The 16,474-nt window shown below is 71.0% G+C and carries 12 protein-coding genes; 1 reads left to right on the forward strand and 11 read right to left on the reverse strand.

Annotation, left to right across the window (positions count from 1 at the left end; genetic code table 11):
* Positions 1-164: 164 nt before the first annotated feature.
* The gene (locus IE245_RS21955; RefSeq protein ID WP_189950183.1) at positions 165-1,742 is read right to left on the reverse strand and encodes a hypothetical protein; all 1,578 of its coding nucleotides are present in this window, start codon (positions 1,740-1,742) and stop codon (positions 165-167) included.
* A 237-nt stretch (positions 1,743-1,979) separates the two neighbouring features.
* Here IE245_RS21955 and IE245_RS21960 point away from each other — a divergent pair, with 237 nt between their 5' ends.
* A complete protein-coding gene (locus tag IE245_RS21960) occupies positions 1,980-3,056 on the forward strand; it encodes an LCP family protein (protein ID WP_189950185.1) in 1,077 nt (358 codons plus the stop codon).
* A 72-nt stretch (positions 3,057-3,128) separates the two neighbouring features.
* Here the strand turns inward: IE245_RS21960 and IE245_RS21965 are convergent, their stop codons facing one another.
* The 10 genes from IE245_RS21965 to ngcE all read right to left on the reverse strand — a co-directional run bounded on the left by IE245_RS21965 (position 3,129) and on the right by ngcE (position 16,450).
* Complete coding sequence (locus tag IE245_RS21965; RefSeq protein WP_189950186.1) at positions 3,129-4,214, reverse strand: PLL family lectin; 1,086 nt, start codon at positions 4,212-4,214, stop codon at positions 3,129-3,131.
* Positions 4,215-4,307: 93 nt separating this feature from the next.
* On the reverse strand, positions 4,308-5,786 hold the full coding sequence (locus IE245_RS21970; RefSeq protein WP_189950188.1) for an amino acid permease: 1,479 nt from the start codon (positions 5,784-5,786) through the stop codon (positions 4,308-4,310).
* A gap of 213 nt (positions 5,787-5,999) precedes the next feature.
* On the reverse strand, positions 6,000-7,919 hold the full coding sequence (gene dxs / locus IE245_RS21975; RefSeq protein ID WP_189950189.1) for a 1-deoxy-D-xylulose-5-phosphate synthase: 1,920 nt from the start codon (positions 7,917-7,919) through the stop codon (positions 6,000-6,002).
* A 214-nt stretch (positions 7,920-8,133) separates the two neighbouring features.
* On the reverse strand, positions 8,134-9,444 hold the full coding sequence (locus IE245_RS21980) for a sugar ABC transporter permease (RefSeq protein WP_189950190.1): 1,311 nt from the start codon (positions 9,442-9,444) through the stop codon (positions 8,134-8,136).
* Positions 9,441-10,220 carry an ATP-binding cassette domain-containing protein gene (locus IE245_RS21985; protein WP_189950191.1) on the reverse strand — a complete coding sequence of 260 codons (780 nt, stop codon included), beginning with the start codon at positions 10,218-10,220 and terminating at the stop codon, positions 9,441-9,443. The genes IE245_RS21980 and IE245_RS21985 overlap by 4 nt, the downstream gene beginning before the upstream one ends.
* 254 nt (positions 10,221-10,474) lie before the next feature.
* Entirely contained in the window at positions 10,475-11,539 is a 1,065-nt protein-coding gene (locus IE245_RS21990; protein ID WP_189950193.1) for a sugar ABC transporter substrate-binding protein, read from the reverse strand.
* A 122-nt stretch (positions 11,540-11,661) separates the two neighbouring features.
* Positions 11,662-12,882 carry an ROK family transcriptional regulator gene (locus tag IE245_RS21995; RefSeq protein WP_189950195.1) on the reverse strand — a complete coding sequence of 407 codons (1,221 nt, stop codon included), beginning with the start codon at positions 12,880-12,882 and terminating at the stop codon, positions 11,662-11,664.
* Positions 12,883-13,037: 155 nt separating this feature from the next.
* Entirely contained in the window at positions 13,038-13,970 is a 933-nt protein-coding gene (locus IE245_RS22000) for a carbohydrate ABC transporter permease (protein WP_189950198.1), read from the reverse strand.
* Positions 13,970-14,899: a carbohydrate ABC transporter permease gene (locus IE245_RS22005; protein ID WP_189950199.1), complete on the reverse strand. Its 930-nt coding sequence runs from the start codon at positions 14,897-14,899 to the stop codon at positions 13,970-13,972. Before IE245_RS22005 ends, IE245_RS22000 begins: the two co-directional genes overlap by 1 nt.
* 102 nt (positions 14,900-15,001) lie before the next feature.
* Positions 15,002-16,450, reverse strand: coding sequence for an N-acetylglucosamine/diacetylchitobiose ABC transporter substrate-binding protein (ngcE, locus tag IE245_RS22010; RefSeq protein WP_189950201.1), 1,449 nt, complete (start codon positions 16,448-16,450; stop codon positions 15,002-15,004).
* Positions 16,451-16,474: the final 24 nt, after the last annotated feature.

Genomic DNA, 16,474 nt, shown 5'->3' on the forward strand with positions numbered 1-16,474 from the left:
GCAGGACGGCCATCGGCCTGCGCATGGAAATGCCCGCGAGTAGGGGCTGCCCAAAGAGTCGGCACGGGAAGTTCACCCATGCTTCACATAAAGACGGCGTGAGCTTAGCAAAACCGATCGTCGCTCAATAGTTCCCATCGAACCTTGATCAGGTGTCATCTGCGTCACAAGGTCTGCCACGGCCCGAACTCCAGGCCCGCCGGATCCGGGCGCCGCCGCGTCACCTTCGGGTGCCCTTCCGCGTCCAGCACGGCGACCACCACGCGGCCCGCCGCGTCCAGCGCCACCGCGGGCGCCACCAGCGAGCGGACCCCGCTCGGCACCCACCAGGTCCCGTCCTCCGGTCGGCCGTCCGCGTGCGCCCCGACTTCGACCGCCCCTCCCCGGCCCGACTGCACCAGGACGGTGCAGGGCCACCCCTGGAGCACCGCACCGGCGGCGCCGGTGGCGGCACCGCTCCCGGCGGTGCCGCCCAGCCCCACCGGCGCCGGCGCACCCGGGCGCCAGAAGCAGGGCTCGCCGGTCTCCGCGTACCGGAACCGCACGCCGCCGGCCTCGGGCGCGGCGGCGAGGCTCCCCGGGGCCACCCGCACGGGGACGGTCCGGTCCTCCGCCCAGGCTCCGGCCGCCCGGTCGTAGTACCAGTGCACGGCCTGGGCGTCGTCACGGCTCCTGGCCACGAGTCCGACACCGCCGTCCCAGCCCGGGAAGGCGGCCATCTCGTCGGCGACGCGCTGGCCGCGCAGGTGCTGCCAGGCGCTCCAGCGTCCGGCCCGGTCCTGGCGCCGGGTGCTGACGCTGTGCCCGACGTTGCGGACGAAGACGTGCAAGGACCCCTCGGCGTCGAGCGCGGCGGCGGGGAAGCCGACCTGCCGGGCCAGGTGCCACACCCGCGTGTGCGGGTTGTCGATCGACTGCCACAGACCCAGGGGGCGGCCGCTCTGGTACTGGGTCGCGGTGACGACCTCCAAGGCCTCCTCGCCCCTGTCGGTGGCCCGGCGCAGGCCGATGAGCCGGACGTAGCCGTCGGCACCCTGGAGCACGACGAGGCCCGGCATCAGCTCGGACGGCGTCTCCAGGAGTTCCGGGCCCTCCCAGCGGGGCCCTCCGGGCGCGGTCTCCGTCCAGCGCAGGACGCCGGCGGCCGACAGCAGGTGCAGGGACAGCCGCCCGTCGGTGCCCCGGGTGAGCCAACGGCTCTGCCGGGGGTACCGGGAAGCGGCCTCCATCGGGGCGCGGGGGTCGACGGCGGCACGTCGGCAGTCCACGTAGACGGGCCGGCCGGTCTGCTCCTGGTACGCCCGCGCCGCGCGCACCGCGGCCAGGGCGGCCCGGCCGCGCTCGGGGGGCTCGACCACCTCGAACCTCAGCTCCGGGCCCTCCACGGCCGTGCTCATCGGGTCGGGATCGAGGGTGCCGACGCGGGTCGGACCGAGGTCGAGGAAGACGTCGAGCAGCAGCTCCTCGGGGTCGCCCCCGGAGTCCGCCACGTACGGCTCGCCGGTGATCCGGTGGCCCAGGTCCCGCGCGGCGGACAGGGCGGCGTCGAGTGCCTCCCGTTCGCCCGCGCCACCACGGCCGAGACAGACCACGCCGACCGGAACGCCGGGCGGCTCGGCGCCGAGCAGGGCGATCGCGTCCGCGGGGGTGGCCACCACGAGGAGCAGCAGTCCCGCCGGCCCCGGCCGCGCTTCGCCGGTGCGGCGGCGTGGCCGCGCCCGACGGTCGAGTCCTCGCGTCATCCCGCCCCTGCCGTTCGCCTGTCGTTCCCCGTAACATCGGCCACTGTTTCGCATGTGGTCCGTCCGAACGATAAGCACCGACGGGCGAGCCGTGGAAATCCCGGCCCGACTCGTACATCTGTCTGAACGCTTGTCTATACTGCACGGCCACAGGAGCCTGCTGCTCCTCCGGCCCGGGGGGACACCGGGTCACCGGACGCCCGCCCCGGCCACCAGACACGAGGACTCGCCGCACACATGAGCCAGGACACCCGCACGCCCGAGGCCGTCGGCCGACGCCGTGGCGCCGCCACTCCCCGAAAGCGCCGCAGGACCGGCCGGATCGTCCTCCTGACGCTCCTGGTCCTGCTCCTCGGCGCGGGCGGCACGCTGTACTGGCTGTACAGCAGCATCGACGGCAACATCAAGGCCGTCGACATCAACAAGGCGCTCGGCGACGACCGGCCGGAGAAGCTCCCCACCAGCGGACAGAACCTGCTGGTCCTGGGCTCGGACTCGCGCGCCGGCGACAACGGCGACCTGGCCGGCGGCGCCGTCGGCGGCGGCCGCTCCGACACCACGCTCGTGGTGCACATACCCGAGGGCCGCACCGAGGCCGTCGCCGTCAGCATCCCGCGCGACACCCTGGTCACCCGCCCCGAGTGCGTCCGCCGCGACGGCACCACCGCCCCCTCCGCGAAGCGCGTGATGTTCAACTCCGTGTACGCGCAGTACGGCTCCGCCTGCGTCGCCAAGACCGTGGAGGCGATGTCCGGCGTCCGCCTCGACCACTTCATGGAGATCGACTTCGCCGGCTTCAAGGACCTCGTCGACACCCTCGGCGGCGTCACGGTCGACGTGAAGCAGCCCATCGACGACAAGCAGAGCGGCCTCCACCTCGAAGCCGGCCGGCAGAAGCTCGACGGCACCCAGTCGCTCGCCTTCGTCCGCACCCGCCACGGCGTCGGCGACGGCTCCGACCTGGGCCGCATCTCCCTCCAGCAGCAGTTCCTCACGGCGCTGCTCACCGAGGTGAAGAACCAGGACCTGCTGAGCAGCCCCGCCAAGTCCTACAAGATCGCCGACTCGGCGACCAAGGCGCTCACCACCGACTCCGAGCTCGCCTCGCTCACCGCGCTCGGCGACTTCGGCCGCAGCCTCAACGGCGTCGACCCGCAGAACATGGAGACCATCATGCTGCCGGTCGCCTACGACAAGATCGACCCCAACCGCGTGGTCGCCCACGAGCCCAACGCCTCCCAGCTGTGGAAGGCGATCCGCGAGGACGCCGAGATCCCGGCCTCCGCGAAGAAGTCCCCCGCGACCGGCGGCTGACCCGCGCGGCTCCGTCCCGGACGCACCGGTGCCCCGGTCCCCTCCCGAGAGGGGGCCGGGGCACCGTGCCGTCTACAGGCGCGTCCAGGGCGCCAGGGCGAGGCCCTGCTCCGGCTTCTGACGGGTGACCACCACGGCCCCGTCGGAGGTCAGCGCCGCGAGGGCCGCCGCGCCGTCGAGGTCCGCCGTCAGCGCCGGCGGGCCGAGGACCGGCGGGCCCGAGGGGGTCCAGTACAGGCCCGCGTCCTCGCGCTCGGCCACGAAGGCTCCGAGCGAGGTGGTGCCCGCGGGGTCGCACTGGGCGACGAGGACGCAGTCGTACCCGTCGATCACGCAGCGGGTGGACGTCAGCGGGCCCCCGCCGACGCCCTGCGCGAAGGGGGTCGGGGCCAGCCCGCGGCCCGGGGACCAGACGCAGACCCGGCCCTCGCCGTCCAGGTAGTAGAGCGTGACGTGCCCGGACGGACCGGTCACCGCGGTGAGCGTGCCCTGCACCACCGAGGCCGGCACCGGGTCCTCCGCGACCGGCTTCGCCCCCGGGTCGTGCTGGACGTAGCGCCGCAGCCCGCGGTCCGTGGAGGTGTAGAGCTCGACGAGCCCCTTCCCGGTGACCGCGGCCACCGGGTTCCGGTCGGTGTGGCCGCCCCGCAGGTCCCACCAGGGGTGCCAGCCGCCGGCGTCCTTCTGGACGCGGGCGCTGACGCCGCCGCCGCGGTTGCGGACGAAGACGTGCACCCGGCCCTGGGCGTCCACGGCCACGGCCGGGTTGCCGAACCACTCGGCGTGGTTGTTGGAGTGGCCGATGGACTTCCACTCCACGTTGGGCCGGCCGGTCTGGTACTGGATGCTGTGCACCAGCTCCACGTGCTGCTCCCCCGCCTCCTCGCCGGTGGCGGTGGGGCGGAGGGAGATCAGGTGGACGTACCGGTCCGGGCCCTGCGCAACCGCCAGGAAGGGCAGCAGCCCGCCGCCGCCGATGCCGACCGGACCGGTGAAGCGGTGTCCGGCGCCCTCGGTCCAGCGGACCACCTCGCCGTCCCGGGGGACGTACAGGCTGAAACGTCCCTCCGCGCCCCTGGCCAGCCAGTCGCCGTGCATTCTCGGGGCCTGCGGGGAGCCGTGGGCGGGGGCGGCGGGGGCCTGGGGTCGGTTCACCATGGAAGGAATCCAGCACTCCGGGTCGTGGGGACGGGTACGGACCCGACTGTATCCGTCCCGCCCCGGCGGCCACTCCCCGCCGTCCGGCTCCGCTCAGGCGCGCGGCCGCTCGCCCTCCCGGCCGAGCCTGCTGTGCCCGCGCCCGTAGGCGAAGTACACGACGATGCCGAGCGCCATCCAGACCGCGAAGCGGAACCAGGTCTCGCCCGGCAGGTTGAGCATCAGCCAGAGCGAGGCGGCGATGGAGACGATCGGCAGGACCGGCACCCACGGGGTGCGGAAGGCGCGGTGCAGGTCGGGGCGGGTGCGGCGGAGGATGATGACGCCGACGGCGACCATCACGAAGGCGAAGAGGGTGCCGATGTTCACCAGCGTCGCCAGCTCGTTGATGCTGGTGAAGCCGGCCACGACCGCGATGACCACGCCGAGCAGGATGGTCGGCCGGTACGGGGTCTTGAAGCGCGGGTGCGTGACCGAGAAGAACCGGGGCAGCAGGCCGTCGCGGCTCATGGCGAAGAAGACGCGGGTCTGGCCGAGCAGCAGGATCAGACAGACCGTGGTGAGGCCGACGGCGGCGCCGAAGCTGATCACGCCGGCGTAGAAGGGGTGGCCGGCGGCTTTGAACGCGTCGGCGAGCGGGGCGCTCACGGACAGTTCGGTGTAGTGCTGCATGCCGGTGACGACCAGGGCGACCGCCACGTACAGCACGGTGCAGATGAGCAGCGAGCCGAGGATGCCGCGGGGCATGTCGCGCTGCGGCAGCTTGGTCTCCTCGGCGGCGGTGGCGACCACGTCGAAGCCGATGAAGGCGAAGAAGACGATGGAGGCGGCCGTGAAGATGCCCATGACGCCGAAGTTGGTGGGCTCGTAGCCGAAGAGGAGCTGGACGAGCGGGGAGTCCCAGTTGGAGCCGCCGCCCTCCGGGGTCACGGCCGGCGGGATGAACGGCTTGTAGTTGTCGCCGACGATGAAGAAGAGGCCCGCGACGATCACGATCATGACGACCGTGACCTTGATGGCCACCACGACGGCGGTGATCCGGGCGGACAGCTTCATGCCGACGACCAGGATCGCGGTGAGGACCAGGACGAGCAGGAAGGCGAGGATGTCGAAGGTGCCGCCGGGCGCGTCCGGGCCTTCCAGCGAGGCCGGTAGGTGCCAGCCGATGTTGTCCATCAGCGAGCGGACGTAGCCGGACCAGCCGACCGCCACCACCGCCGTGCCGAGCGCGAACTCCAGGACCAGGTCCCAGCCGATGATCCAGGCCGGCAGCTCGCCGATGGAGGCGTACGCGAAGGTGTACGCCGATCCCGCCACGGGCACCGTGGAGGCGAACTCGGCGTAGCAGAGGGCCGCCAGGGCGCAGACGATGCCGGCGGCGACGAAGGCGAGGGCGGTGGCCGGGCCGGCGTTCTCCTTGGCGACCTTGCCGGTCAGCACGAAGATGCCGGTGCCGATGATGACGCCGACGCCGAAGACCGTGAGGTCCCAGGCGGAGAGGGACTTCCGGAGGCCGTGCTCCGGTTCCTCCGTGTCCCTGATGGACTGTTCGACCGATTTCGTCCGGAACATTCCGGCATTGGCCCGTGGGGGTCTCTGATCCGTGCTCACCGTCGTACCTCCGCGTCGTCCTTGACGTCGGGACCCGGGCCCCCGCGGGACGGGGGTCGAGGGGACGCTGCCCGCGCTCAGGCCAGGATGCACGCGAAAGAGCCGGTCGGCACCCGGGAGGGTGAGCCGACCGGCCCAATGGTGACGCGGAGTGACGCCCTCCGGAAGGAGGGGTCAGTCGCGGGCGGGCTCCACGGCCTCCCGGGGCGTCTCGTACCGGCCGTCCAGGCGCGAGACCAGGCCGGTGACCTGGCGCGCGATGTCCGGGGCGGTCAGGCCGATCTCGGCCAGGACCTCACCGCGGGAGGCGTGGTCGAGGAAGACCGGCGGGATGCCGAAGTCACGCAGCGGTACGTCGACGCCGGCGTCGCGCAGCGCCTGGGCGACGGCCGAGCCGACGCCGCCGACCCGGCTGTTGTCCTCGACGGTGACGACGACCCGGTGCTCGGCGGCGAGCGGCGCGAGGGCCTCGTCGACCGGCTTGACCCAGCGGGGGTCGACCACGGTGGTGGAGATGCCCTGCCGGTCGAGGAGGTCGGCGATCTCCAGGCACATGGGCGCCAGGGCGCCCACGGAGACCAGGAGGACGTCCGGCTTCTCGCTGCCGGGCTCGCGGAGCACGTCCATGCCACCGACGCGCCGGAGGGCGGGGACGGCGGGGCCGACCGCGCCCTTGGAGAAGCGGACCACGGTGGGCGCGTCGGTGACCTCGACGGCCTCCCGGAGCTGGGCGCGGACCTGGTCGGCGTCGCGCGGGGCGGCGAGCCTGAGGCCGGGCACGACCTGCAGGATCGACATGTCCCACATGCCGTTGTGGGAGGCGCCGTCGGTGCCGGTGACGCCGGCCCGGTCCAGGACGAAGGTGACGCCGCACTTGTGCAGGGCCACGTCCATGAGGACCTGGTCGAAGGCGCGGTTGAGGAAGGTCGCGTAGACCGCGAAGACCGGGTGGAGGCCGCCGGTGGCGAGGCCGGCCGCGGAGACCGCGGCGTGCTGCTCGGCGATGCCGACGTCGAAGACCCGCTCGGGGAAGGCCTTGGCGAACTTGTCGAGCCCGACGGGCTGGAGCATGGCCGCGGTGATCGCGACGATGTCCTCGCGCTCCTTGCCGAGCGCGACCATCTCGTCGGCGAAGACGCCCGTCCAGTCGGCGCCGGAGGTGGCGATCGGGAGGCCGGTGTCGGGGTGGATCTTGCCGACGGCGTGGAAGCGGTCGGCCTCGTCCTGGAGGGCCGGCTGGTAGCCGCGGCCCTTCTCGGTGAGGCAGTGGACGATGACCGGGCCGCCGAAGCGCTTGGCGCGGGTGAGCGCGGACTCCAGGGCCTCGATGTCGTGGCCGTCGATGGGGCCGACGTACTTCAGGCCCAGGTCCTCGAACATGCCCTGGGGGGCGATGAAGTCCTTGAGGCCCTTCTTGGCGCCGTGCAGCGTCTCGTAGAGCGGCTTTCCGACGACCGGGGTGCGCTCCAGGATGTCCTTGCCGCGGGCGAGGAAGCGCTCGTAGCCGTCGGTGGTGCGCAGGGTGGCCAGGTGGTTGGCGAGGCCGCCGATGGTGGGCGCGTAGGAGCGCTCGTTGTCGTTGACGACGATGACGAGCGGGCGGTCCTTGGCGGCGGCGATGTTGTTGAGCGCCTCCCAGGCCATGCCGCCGGTGAGCGCCCCGTCGCCGATGACGGCGACGACGTGGTCGTCCTTCTTCAGGATCTGGTTGGCCTTGGCGAGGCCGTCGGCCCAGCCGAGGACGGTCGAGGCGTGCGAGTTCTCGATGACGTCGTGCTCGGACTCGGCCTGCGAGGGGTAGCCGGAGAGGCCGCCCTTCATCTTCAGCTTCGAGAAGTCCTGGCGGCCGGTGAGCAGCTTGTGCACGTAGCTCTGGTGGCCGGTGTCCCAGAGGACCTTGTCCTTCGGGGAGTCGAAGACGCGGTGCAGGGCGATGGTCAGTTCGACCACGCCGAGGTTGGGGCCGAGGTGTCCACCGGTCTTGGAGACGGCGTCGACGAGGAAGGTCCGGACCTCCGCGGCCAGCTGGTCCAGCTGTTCCGGGGAGAGCCGGTCCAGGTCGCGCGGTGTCCTGATACGGGTCAGCAGGGCCACCCGTGCCTCCTTGCGTTCTGAGCTGGTCGAGCTTGCCGATTTTGCCGAGTCTAATGTTCCGTCTTGGATCGTGGGCATCGGGCCAGCCGGAGCGGCATCACCCTCATGGGGGATGTACTGCTCCGGACGCGACGGTGCCCGGCACCGGTTTCCCGGTGCCGGGCGATGTGGCCCGTGCCTCAGGCGCGCCGCTCGGGGCGGCGCGCCGGGCGCGTCAGGCCCGTCCCGCGGACTTCTGGGTCTTGCGGGAGACGGAGTCGATGATCACCGCGATGAGGAGCACCGCGCCGGTGATCATGTACTGGATCGCGTTGGACTCCAGGTTGAGCTGGTTGAGGCCCTGGACGATCGACTGGAGCACCAGGATGCCCAGGAGCGCCGACCAGACCTTGCCGCGGCCGCCGAAGAGCGAGGTGCCGCCGATGACCGCCGCGGCGATGCACATCATGAGCTGGTTGCCGCCGCCGAGGGAGCGGTCCGCGCCGCCGGTGGCGGAGGCGAGGAAGAGGCCGCCGATGGCGCCGAGGGTGCCGGAGATCATGAAGACGGAGATCCGGATCCAGGCGACGTTGATGCCGGCCCGGCGGGCCGCCTCGATGCCGCCGCCGACCGCGAAGACCTGCCGGCCGTAGGTGGTGCGGCGCAGCACGAAGTCGGTGACGAGCAGGATCGCCAGGAAGATCACCAGGGAGAGCGGGAGGCCCTTCTCCTGGTTGAAGCCGTACGCGGCGACCAGCACGAGGACCGCGAGGACGCCGGTGCGCAGCAGGATCTCGCTGTGCGGGCGGTGCGGGAGCTCGGCGGCCCTGCGGCGGCCCGAGTCGCGCAGCTGGGCGAGGTAGAAGGCGGCGATCACCACGACGGCGAGGCCGTAGGCGGCGGCGACGTCGGAGAAGTAGTACTTGGTGAGGTCGCCGACGAAGCTGCCGATGGGGGTCGGGATGGTGGACCGCTCGCCCATCACCCAGGTCTGGAGGCCGGCCCAGCCGAGGAAGCCGGCGAGGGTGACGACGAAGGCGGGGACGCCGATCTTGGCGAAGACCAGGCCGTGGAAGGCGCCGAGCAGGGTGCCGGAGAGGATGCCGAGGAGGATCGCGAGGGAGTCCGGCATGTCGGTGGCGAAGACGCCCCAGACGGAGCCCGCGAGGCCGGCGACGGAGCCGACCGCGAGGTCGATCTCGCCGAGCAGCAGCACGAAGACGATGCCGACGGCCATGATGCCGGGGCCGGCCGCGTACAGGGTGATCTGGTCGAGGTTGTACGAGGTGATGAAGTTGCCGGTCAGCGCCTGGAAGACGATGCCGATGACGAGGAGGCCGACGACGACCGGGAGGGAGCCGATCTCGCCGGAGCGGATCTTGCGCTTGAACTCGTCGACGTAGCCCTTGAAGCCCTGCTCGCGGACGAGGAGGCGGGGGTCGACGGCGGGGACCGCGGCGGGCGCCGGGGCCTCGGTGACGGCGTCCTCGGAGGGGCGGGGCTCGGGCACCGGCGTCTGGTCGGTCGCCTTGGGGGTCGTGCTCACTGGGCTGCCTCCGCGGTGCGGGCCTGCCGCCGGGTCACGGCGTTGTCCGTGGCGCCGGTGATCGCGGCGATGATCTCTTCGTGCGTGGTGGTGGCGACCGGGAAGGTGCCGTTGTTGCGGCCGAGACGCAGCACGGCGACGGTGTCGGCGACGGCCTTGACGTCGGCCATGTTGTGGCTGATGAGGATGACGCCGAGGCCCTGCTCGCGCAGCCGCTCGACGAGGTCGAGGACCTGGGCGGTCTGCTCGACGCCGAGGGCGGCGGTGGGCTCGTCCAGGATCACGATCTTGGGGTCGCCGACCAGGGCGCGGGCGATGGCGACCACCTGCCGCTGGCCGCCGGAGAGGGCGGCGACGGGGATGCGGACGCTGGGGATGCGGATGGAGAGGGTGGAGAGGAGGTCCTTGGCGCGCTTCTCCATGGCGACCTCGTCGAGGACGCCGCCCTTCTTGAGCTCGCGGCCGAGGAAGAGGTTGGCGACGACGTCGAGGTTGTCGCAGAGGGCGAGGTCCTGGTAGACGGTGGCCACGCCGAGGGCCTGGGAGTCCTGCGGGCGGGAGATCTCGACGGGGCGGCCCTCCCACTCGATGACGCCCTCGTCGATGGGGTGGACGCCGGCGATCGTCTTGACCAGCGTGGACTTTCCGGCGCCGTTGTCGCCGACCAGGGCGACGACTTCGCCGGCGTGGACTTCGAGGTCGACACCGGAGAGGACCTGGACCGCTCCGAATCGCTTGAAGATCCCGCGCAACGCCAGGACAGGCGTCTGGGACACGTGAACCAACTCCTTCGCCGCCCGTGCGGAGGGCGGCGGCATGTCGCGCCGTGCGGCGGCGCCGAGTTCGAGGGGGGCTGTGCTCGTCCGGCCCCGGCCGACAGCGGGGTTGGGGTCGGCCGGGGCCGGACGGGTCTGGGGGCGGAGGCCGCCGCGTCACGGGGACGGGCGGGTTCCGCGCCCTGCCGGGGCTGACGGTCCGGCAGGGAGGGCGCGGGGTCCGGGAGACGGAGCGTCCAGGACCCCGGCGGGGCCTACTTGATGCCCAGCTCGGCGCACTTGGCGGCGAGGTCCGCGGTGCAGACGTCGGCGGCGGCGTAGATGCCGTCCTTGATGACCGTGGACTGGATGTTGGTCTTGTCGACGACCACCGGCGGGAAGAGGGTGGACTTCACGCCGTCCGTCTCGCCCTGGGCGCCGAGGTCCTTGCCCTGGAGCAGGTTGACCGCGAACTTGGCGGCCTCGGGGGCCAGCTGGAGCGGGCTCTTGTAGATGGTGAAGGTCTGGGTGCCGGCGACGATGCGCTGGATGCCCGCGACCTCGGCGTCCTGGCCGCCGACCGGGATGCCCTTGATGCCGGCGTTCTCCAGGGAGGTGATGATGCCGCCCGCCATGCCGTCGTTGGCGGAGTAGACGGCGCCGATCTTGTCCTTGCCGAGGGAGGAGATGGCGGCGGCCATCTTCTCGCCCGCGACCTTCGGGTCCCACTCGCCGGAGGCCTCGTAGGCGATCTTGCCGACCTTGCCGTCGAGGGCGGCGTGGGCGCCCTTCTTGAAGAGGGCGGCGTTCGGGTCCTTCTCGTCGCCGTTGATCATGACGACCTGGGCGGAGGCGGCCTTGGCGCCGAGGGCGGAGAGCAGGGCCTGGCCCTGGAGCTCGCCGACCTTGTTGTTGTCGTGGCTGACGTAGGCGTCGGCGCCCTCGATCGCGCGGTCGTACGCGACGACCTTGACGCCCTTGCCCTGCGCCTCCTTGACCCAGGCGGCCGACTTGGCGGCGTCGACCGAGCCGAGCGCGATGACCTTCACGCCGTCGGCGATGAGCTGGTCGAACTGCTGCTTCTGCTTCACGACGTCGGAGACGGCGTTGTTGTAGACGACCTCGCAGTCACCGCAGGCGGCCTTGACGGCCTTCTCGAACTGCGGCTTGTCCAGCGACTCGTACCGCGCGGTCTTGTTCTCCGGGAGGAGCAGACCGATCTTGGTCGAGCTGCCCTTCTCCTCGCTGTCACCGCCGCCGGCCTGGCCACAGGCGGAGAGCGCGAGGGCCATCGAGACCGCGGCCGAGCCTATGACGACGCGACGAGTCATTGCGTTCATGTGGGGTTGCCTCCCTGACGAGGCCGCGACGGTGCGGCCGAGGTGTCACGAAGTCAACTCGGCCGCAACACCGTCGTCAAGAAGTGAAAACTTAACGAGATGACAACGGTGGTTATCGTTCTCTAAGTGAACGCGGGCACGGAGGCCGGAGCCGCCGCCTGATATGCCCCTTCCGCCCCGTTGAGCAGCGTCGAGTCGCCCATCTCACTCAGCACCAGGGCCAGCGCCCCCAGCACCTCGGCCCGGCCGCCCAGCGCGCCCTGGACCACGGAGAGCCGGCGGGCGGCGCTGGGGATGGCGTACCGGCCCACCGAGTCCCGGATGGGGGCGAGCACCAGCTCGCCGGCCTCGGCGAGGTCGCCGCCGAGCACGACCCGGCTCGGGTTCAGGAGATTGCAGAGGTTGGCGACGCCGCTGCCGATGTGCCGGCCCACGTCGGCGATGACCCGCCGGCAGCCCGGGTCGCCCTCGCGGGCCAGCTGCACCACCCGCTCCATGGTGAGGTCGGGGCCGTGGCTCGGCTGGAGCAGCGGCAGCACGTACCGGGCGGCGGTGAAGGTCTCCAGGCAGCCGCGGTTGCCGCAGCGGCAGACCGGGCCCGACTCGTCGAGGGTGATGTGGCCGATCTCGCCGGCCGTGCCGCCCGGGCCGCGGTAGACCCGCCCGTCGATCACCAGGCCGGCGCCGACGCCGCTCGCCACCTTGATGTACGCCAGGTCCTTCACGCCCCGGCCGCTCCCCCACACCAGCTCGCCGAGCGCGCCCAGGTTGGCGTCGTTGTCGACGTGGACGGGGACCCCGAGCCGGGCGGACAGCTCCTCGGCGGGGTTGATGCCGCTCCACCCCGGCAGGATCGAGGTCGAGCCGAGCGTCCCGGAGGCGACGTCGATGGGGCCGGGCACGCCGAGACCGACGCCGATCACCTTGTCCCGGCCGATGCCGGTGGCCTCGATCAGCCGGTTGACCAGCTGTTCCGCCCGGTCGAAGCCCTCCGCCGCGGAGGCGTCCACGTCGAGCGGCTCGGCCTCCTCGGCGAGCACCTGGTGGGCGAGGTTGCCCACCGCGACCCTGAGGTGGGTGTGCCCGAAGTCGACGCCGATGACGATGCCGGCGTCGCCGGAGAGCGAGACGCTGCGGGCCCGCCGGCCGCCCGCCGAGGTGGGGGTCACCTCGACCGTGCCGCCGTCCTTCAGCTCCCGGACGATGTTGGAGACCGTCGCTGCCGACAGCCCCGTGGCCCGGGCGATCTCCGCCTGGGTCAGCGAACCGGCCATCCGGACCGCCCGCACGACCCGCTCGAGATTGGCCCTGTGCAGCGACGTCTGCGACCCCGGAGTCTCCATCGACTCTTTCACTCCCACCGTTATCTCCAACATGTGAACTCTAAGGGGACGCTTTCGCCTTCGCTTCCGTCAAGACCCGGAACAGCCGCAGGCCCCCGCACGCGGGCGCGTGCGGGGGCCTGTGGGAGCGTGGGAGCGCTGCTCCTTCCCGGTCGCTACTTCACGGCGCCGGCGGTGAGACCGGCCACCACCTGCCGCTGGAAGACGACGTACGCGGCGAGCACCGGCAGCATCGCCATCACCAGGCCGGCGAAGAGTCCCGACCAGTCGCCCTTGTAGCCCTGGCTGACCGCGAGCTGCACCAGGCCCTGCGAGAGCACCTTCTGGTCGGGGTCGGTGTTGAGCACCGTCGGCAGCAGGTACTGGTTCCACTGGCCGAGGAAGTTGAAGATGCCGACGCTGATCAGACCCGGCTTGGCCATCGGCAGCATCACCTGGAAGAAGGTGCGGGTGTGCGAGGCCCCGTCGATGAAGGCCGCCTCCGCCACCGAGGTCGGCAGCGTCCGGAAGAAGGCGGTCAGGAAGAAGACGGTGAAGGGCAGCGAGTACGCGATGTAGACCAGGATCAGCCCGTGGATCGTGTTCAGCAGGGCCATGTTCTGCATCACGTAGAAGAGCGGCACGAGCGCCAGGATGATCGGGAAGCTCATCCCGCCGATGAAGAGGAAGTAGAGGAAGCGGTTCCCGGGGAACTCGAAGCGGGCCAGGACGTACGCCGCCATCGAGCCGAACAGCAGGGTGCCGACGAGCGAGCCGCCGACCACCAGGACCGTGTTCAGGAAGTAGTCGCTCATGTGCGCCTGCGTCCAGGCGCGGGACCAGTTCTCGAAGTGCAGCGCGTCCGGCAGCGACCACGGGGAGGTGAAGATCGCCCGGTCGGTCTTGAAGGAGGTCATGACCGCCCAGAGCAGCGGCAGCACCACCATGATCGCCCAGATGATCAGCACGCCGTGCGAGAAGACGTTGAGGACGGTGCCCTCGCGCTTCGTGTCGGCCGGGGCCGCGGTCTTGCGGACGACGGGGACCCGGTCGGTGCGGAGGGCGGGGATCCGCTCGTCGTCGGCGGGCGGGATGTCGGTGGTCTTCATCAGAACTCCAGCCGCTCGCGCCGGCCCAGCTTCATCACGACGGCCGCGAAGGCGAGCGTGACGAGGAGGAGCGCGACGCCGATGGTCGTGGCGTAGGCGGCCTGACCGTCCCGGAACGCCTTCTGGTACACGTACAGCGGCATGACGATGGTCGAGTAGTCGGGGCCGCCGCCGCTCGGCCCGACGGTCATGATCTGCACCACCGCGAAGGACTCCGCGCCCAGCGCGAGGATGCCCATGTAGATCCACCCCGACTGCACGGTGTCCCAGAGCAGCGGCAGGGTGATCCGGAAGAAGGTGGTGAAGCGGTTGGCGCCGTCGAGCAGCGCGGCCTCGTAGAAGTCGCGCGGAATGGACGCCATGCCCGCCGAGAAGAGCACCACGAAGAAGCCGACCGTCGACCAGACGAGGACGATCATCACGCAGATCAGGGCGAGGTCCGGGTCGCCGAGCCAGTCCGGCTGGACGCTGCCGAGGCCCACCGCCCTGAGGAACGAGTTGATGGCCCCGCTGTTCGGGTTGTACGCGAACTGGAAGAGCAGCGCCACGATCACGATCGACAGCACCTGCGGGAAGAAATAGACGATCTTGTAGAAGGACGAACCGCGGACGCCCGTGACCGCCGCGCCCTTACGCCGCCGGCCCCCGACATTCAGCATGAACGCCAGGAAGAGCGCGAATCCGACCGTCACCAGGGGAAGGACGACCGCGAAGGTCAGGCTGTGCTGGAGCGATTTCCAGAAGATCTCGTCGTCGAGCAGTCTCGTGTAGTTGTCGAGACCGACGAACCCGAATTCGGGACTCAGACCGGACCAGTCCGTGAGCGAGTAGTAGATGGACTGGATGAACGGCCAGATGACGAAGAGCGCGTAGAGCGCCAGGGGGACCACCAGGAACCCCACGATGAAACGGTACTTGCCGTGCTGCATTCCGAACCGACCCCGATCTCCGGCGAAGGGCGCGCGCCGCGGCGCCGCGCGCCGAGGGGCCGGGGCCCGCTCCCGGTCGGCGGGAAGGGGCCCCGGCACTGCTCACTGGTGCTTGTAGTGCTTGATGTTCGGGTCCTTGGCCGCCTCGTCGGCGAACTTCTGGATCTTCTTGATCGTCTCGGCGGGGGTGGCGCGACCGGCCATCATCTCGCCGATGCCGGCGACGCCGATCTTCTCCTTCTGGAGCGCCACGTACCAGTCCTGGAGGCGGGGGTTGACCACGTTCGTGCCGGCCTTCTCCAGGGCCGCCACACCGGACTTGAGGCCCGGGGACAGCTCGATGCCGGTGGTGCCGCCGTTGAGCGCGCTGAGCGACTTCACGGACTGGGTGAAGCTCTTGGAGGAGGCCTCGCTGAGCATGATCCGCAGCTGCTCCATGGCGGCCTCGGGGTTCTTCGCCTTCGCCGGGACGATGAAGGGCTCGCCGCCGGCCGCCCAGATGGTGCCGAACGGCAGCTTGTCGGAGGAGTCCAGGCCGGTCGGGGCGGAGACGGCGAGGCCGAAGTCGGCCGGCATGGTCTTCGCGGCCTCGTTCTCGACCCAGGAGCCGTTCGGGAGGAAGAGGGCCTTGCCCTCGGTCCAGGCGGTCTGCGACTGGATGTGGTCGAGGCCGGGGGTGCCCTGGAGGATGTAGCCCTTCTTGAAGAGCTCGTAGTACGCCTCGAAGCAGGCCTTGACGGCCGGGTGCTCCCAGGCCTTCGGCTCCAGGTTGTCGATGGCGTCCAGGACCTCGCGGCCGCCGACCTTGCCGATCATCGGGTAGAGCGAGAAGGGGAGGTAGTACGGGTGCTTGCCCGCGTACGTCCAGGGCGCGATGTCCTTCTTCTTGGCCTTCTCGCAGACGGCCAGCATCTCGTCCCAGGTCTCGGGGTACTTCGCGTCGAGCGAGTCGAGCGCCTTCTGCGAGTACCACACGCCGTAGACGGTGTAGGCGTAGTTGAGCATCCAGCAGGGCTCGCCGTCGAACTGGCCCATCTCGACGATGCCGGGGCGCAGGGTGTCGCGGACCTTCTTGCTCGGGTCGTCGATCGAGGGCGCGTCGAGGAGCGGGGTCAGGTCGGTCAGCTGCTTCTGTCCGACGAGGACGCCCATGTCCATCTGCTCGGCGCCCGAGTTGTCGATCAGGTCCGGCGGGGTGCCGCCGTTGAACCGCGGCTGCAGCTCGGTGGTGATCTTCTGCGTCGGCGTGAACTTGACCTTGGCCTTCGGGTAGTTGGCCTCGAAGAGCTTGATCGCGTCCTTGGCGTACTGCTGGCCGAAGCCGCCGTCGAAGAGGACGAAGTCGAGCTCGGCGGACTCGTTGACCCCGAGCGGGTTCTTCTCGGACTTGACGCCCTTCTCGACCTGGTCGTTGCTCGTGCCGCCACCGCTGGCGCAGGCGGAGAGGAAGCCCATGGCCGGGACGGAGATCAGACCGACAGCGGCGGAACGCTTGATCAGATCGCGACGGCCGAGGCCGCCCTCGTTCGACTGGGCGGAGGTGGATCCCATGCTCAAGTCCTCGCCTTCATTCAG

The organism is Streptomyces roseolus (assembly GCF_014649855.1).
GTDB lineage: Bacteria > Actinomycetota > Actinomycetes > Streptomycetales > Streptomycetaceae > Streptomyces > Streptomyces roseolus.

Excerpts from the sequence above, each read along its gene's own strand:
- IE245_RS21955 (WP_189950183.1), bottom strand. The coding sequence starts at position 1,742 with ATGACGCGAGGACTCGACCGTCGGGCGCGGCCACGCCGCCGCACCGGC.
- IE245_RS22000 (WP_189950198.1), bottom strand. The coding sequence starts at position 13,970 with ATGAAGACCACCGACATCCCGCCCGCCGACGACGAGCGGATCCCCGCC.
- ngcE (WP_189950201.1), bottom strand. The coding sequence starts at position 16,450 with ATGGGATCCACCTCCGCCCAGTCGAACGAGGGCGGCCTCGGCCGTCGC.
- IE245_RS22005 (WP_189950199.1), bottom strand. The coding sequence starts at position 14,899 with ATGCAGCACGGCAAGTACCGTTTCATCGTGGGGTTCCTGGTGGTCCCC.
- IE245_RS21995 (WP_189950195.1), bottom strand. The coding sequence starts at position 12,882 with ATGGAGACTCCGGGGTCGCAGACGTCGCTGCACAGGGCCAATCTCGAG.
- IE245_RS21970 (WP_189950188.1), bottom strand. The coding sequence starts at position 5,786 with ATGTTCCGGACGAAATCGGTCGAACAGTCCATCAGGGACACGGAGGAA.
- IE245_RS21990 (WP_189950193.1), bottom strand. The coding sequence starts at position 11,539 with ATGAACGCAATGACTCGTCGCGTCGTCATAGGCTCGGCCGCGGTCTCG.
- IE245_RS21960 (WP_189950185.1), top strand. The coding sequence starts at position 1,980 with ATGAGCCAGGACACCCGCACGCCCGAGGCCGTCGGCCGACGCCGTGGC.
- IE245_RS21965 (WP_189950186.1), bottom strand. The coding sequence starts at position 4,214 with ATGGTGAACCGACCCCAGGCCCCCGCCGCCCCCGCCCACGGCTCCCCG.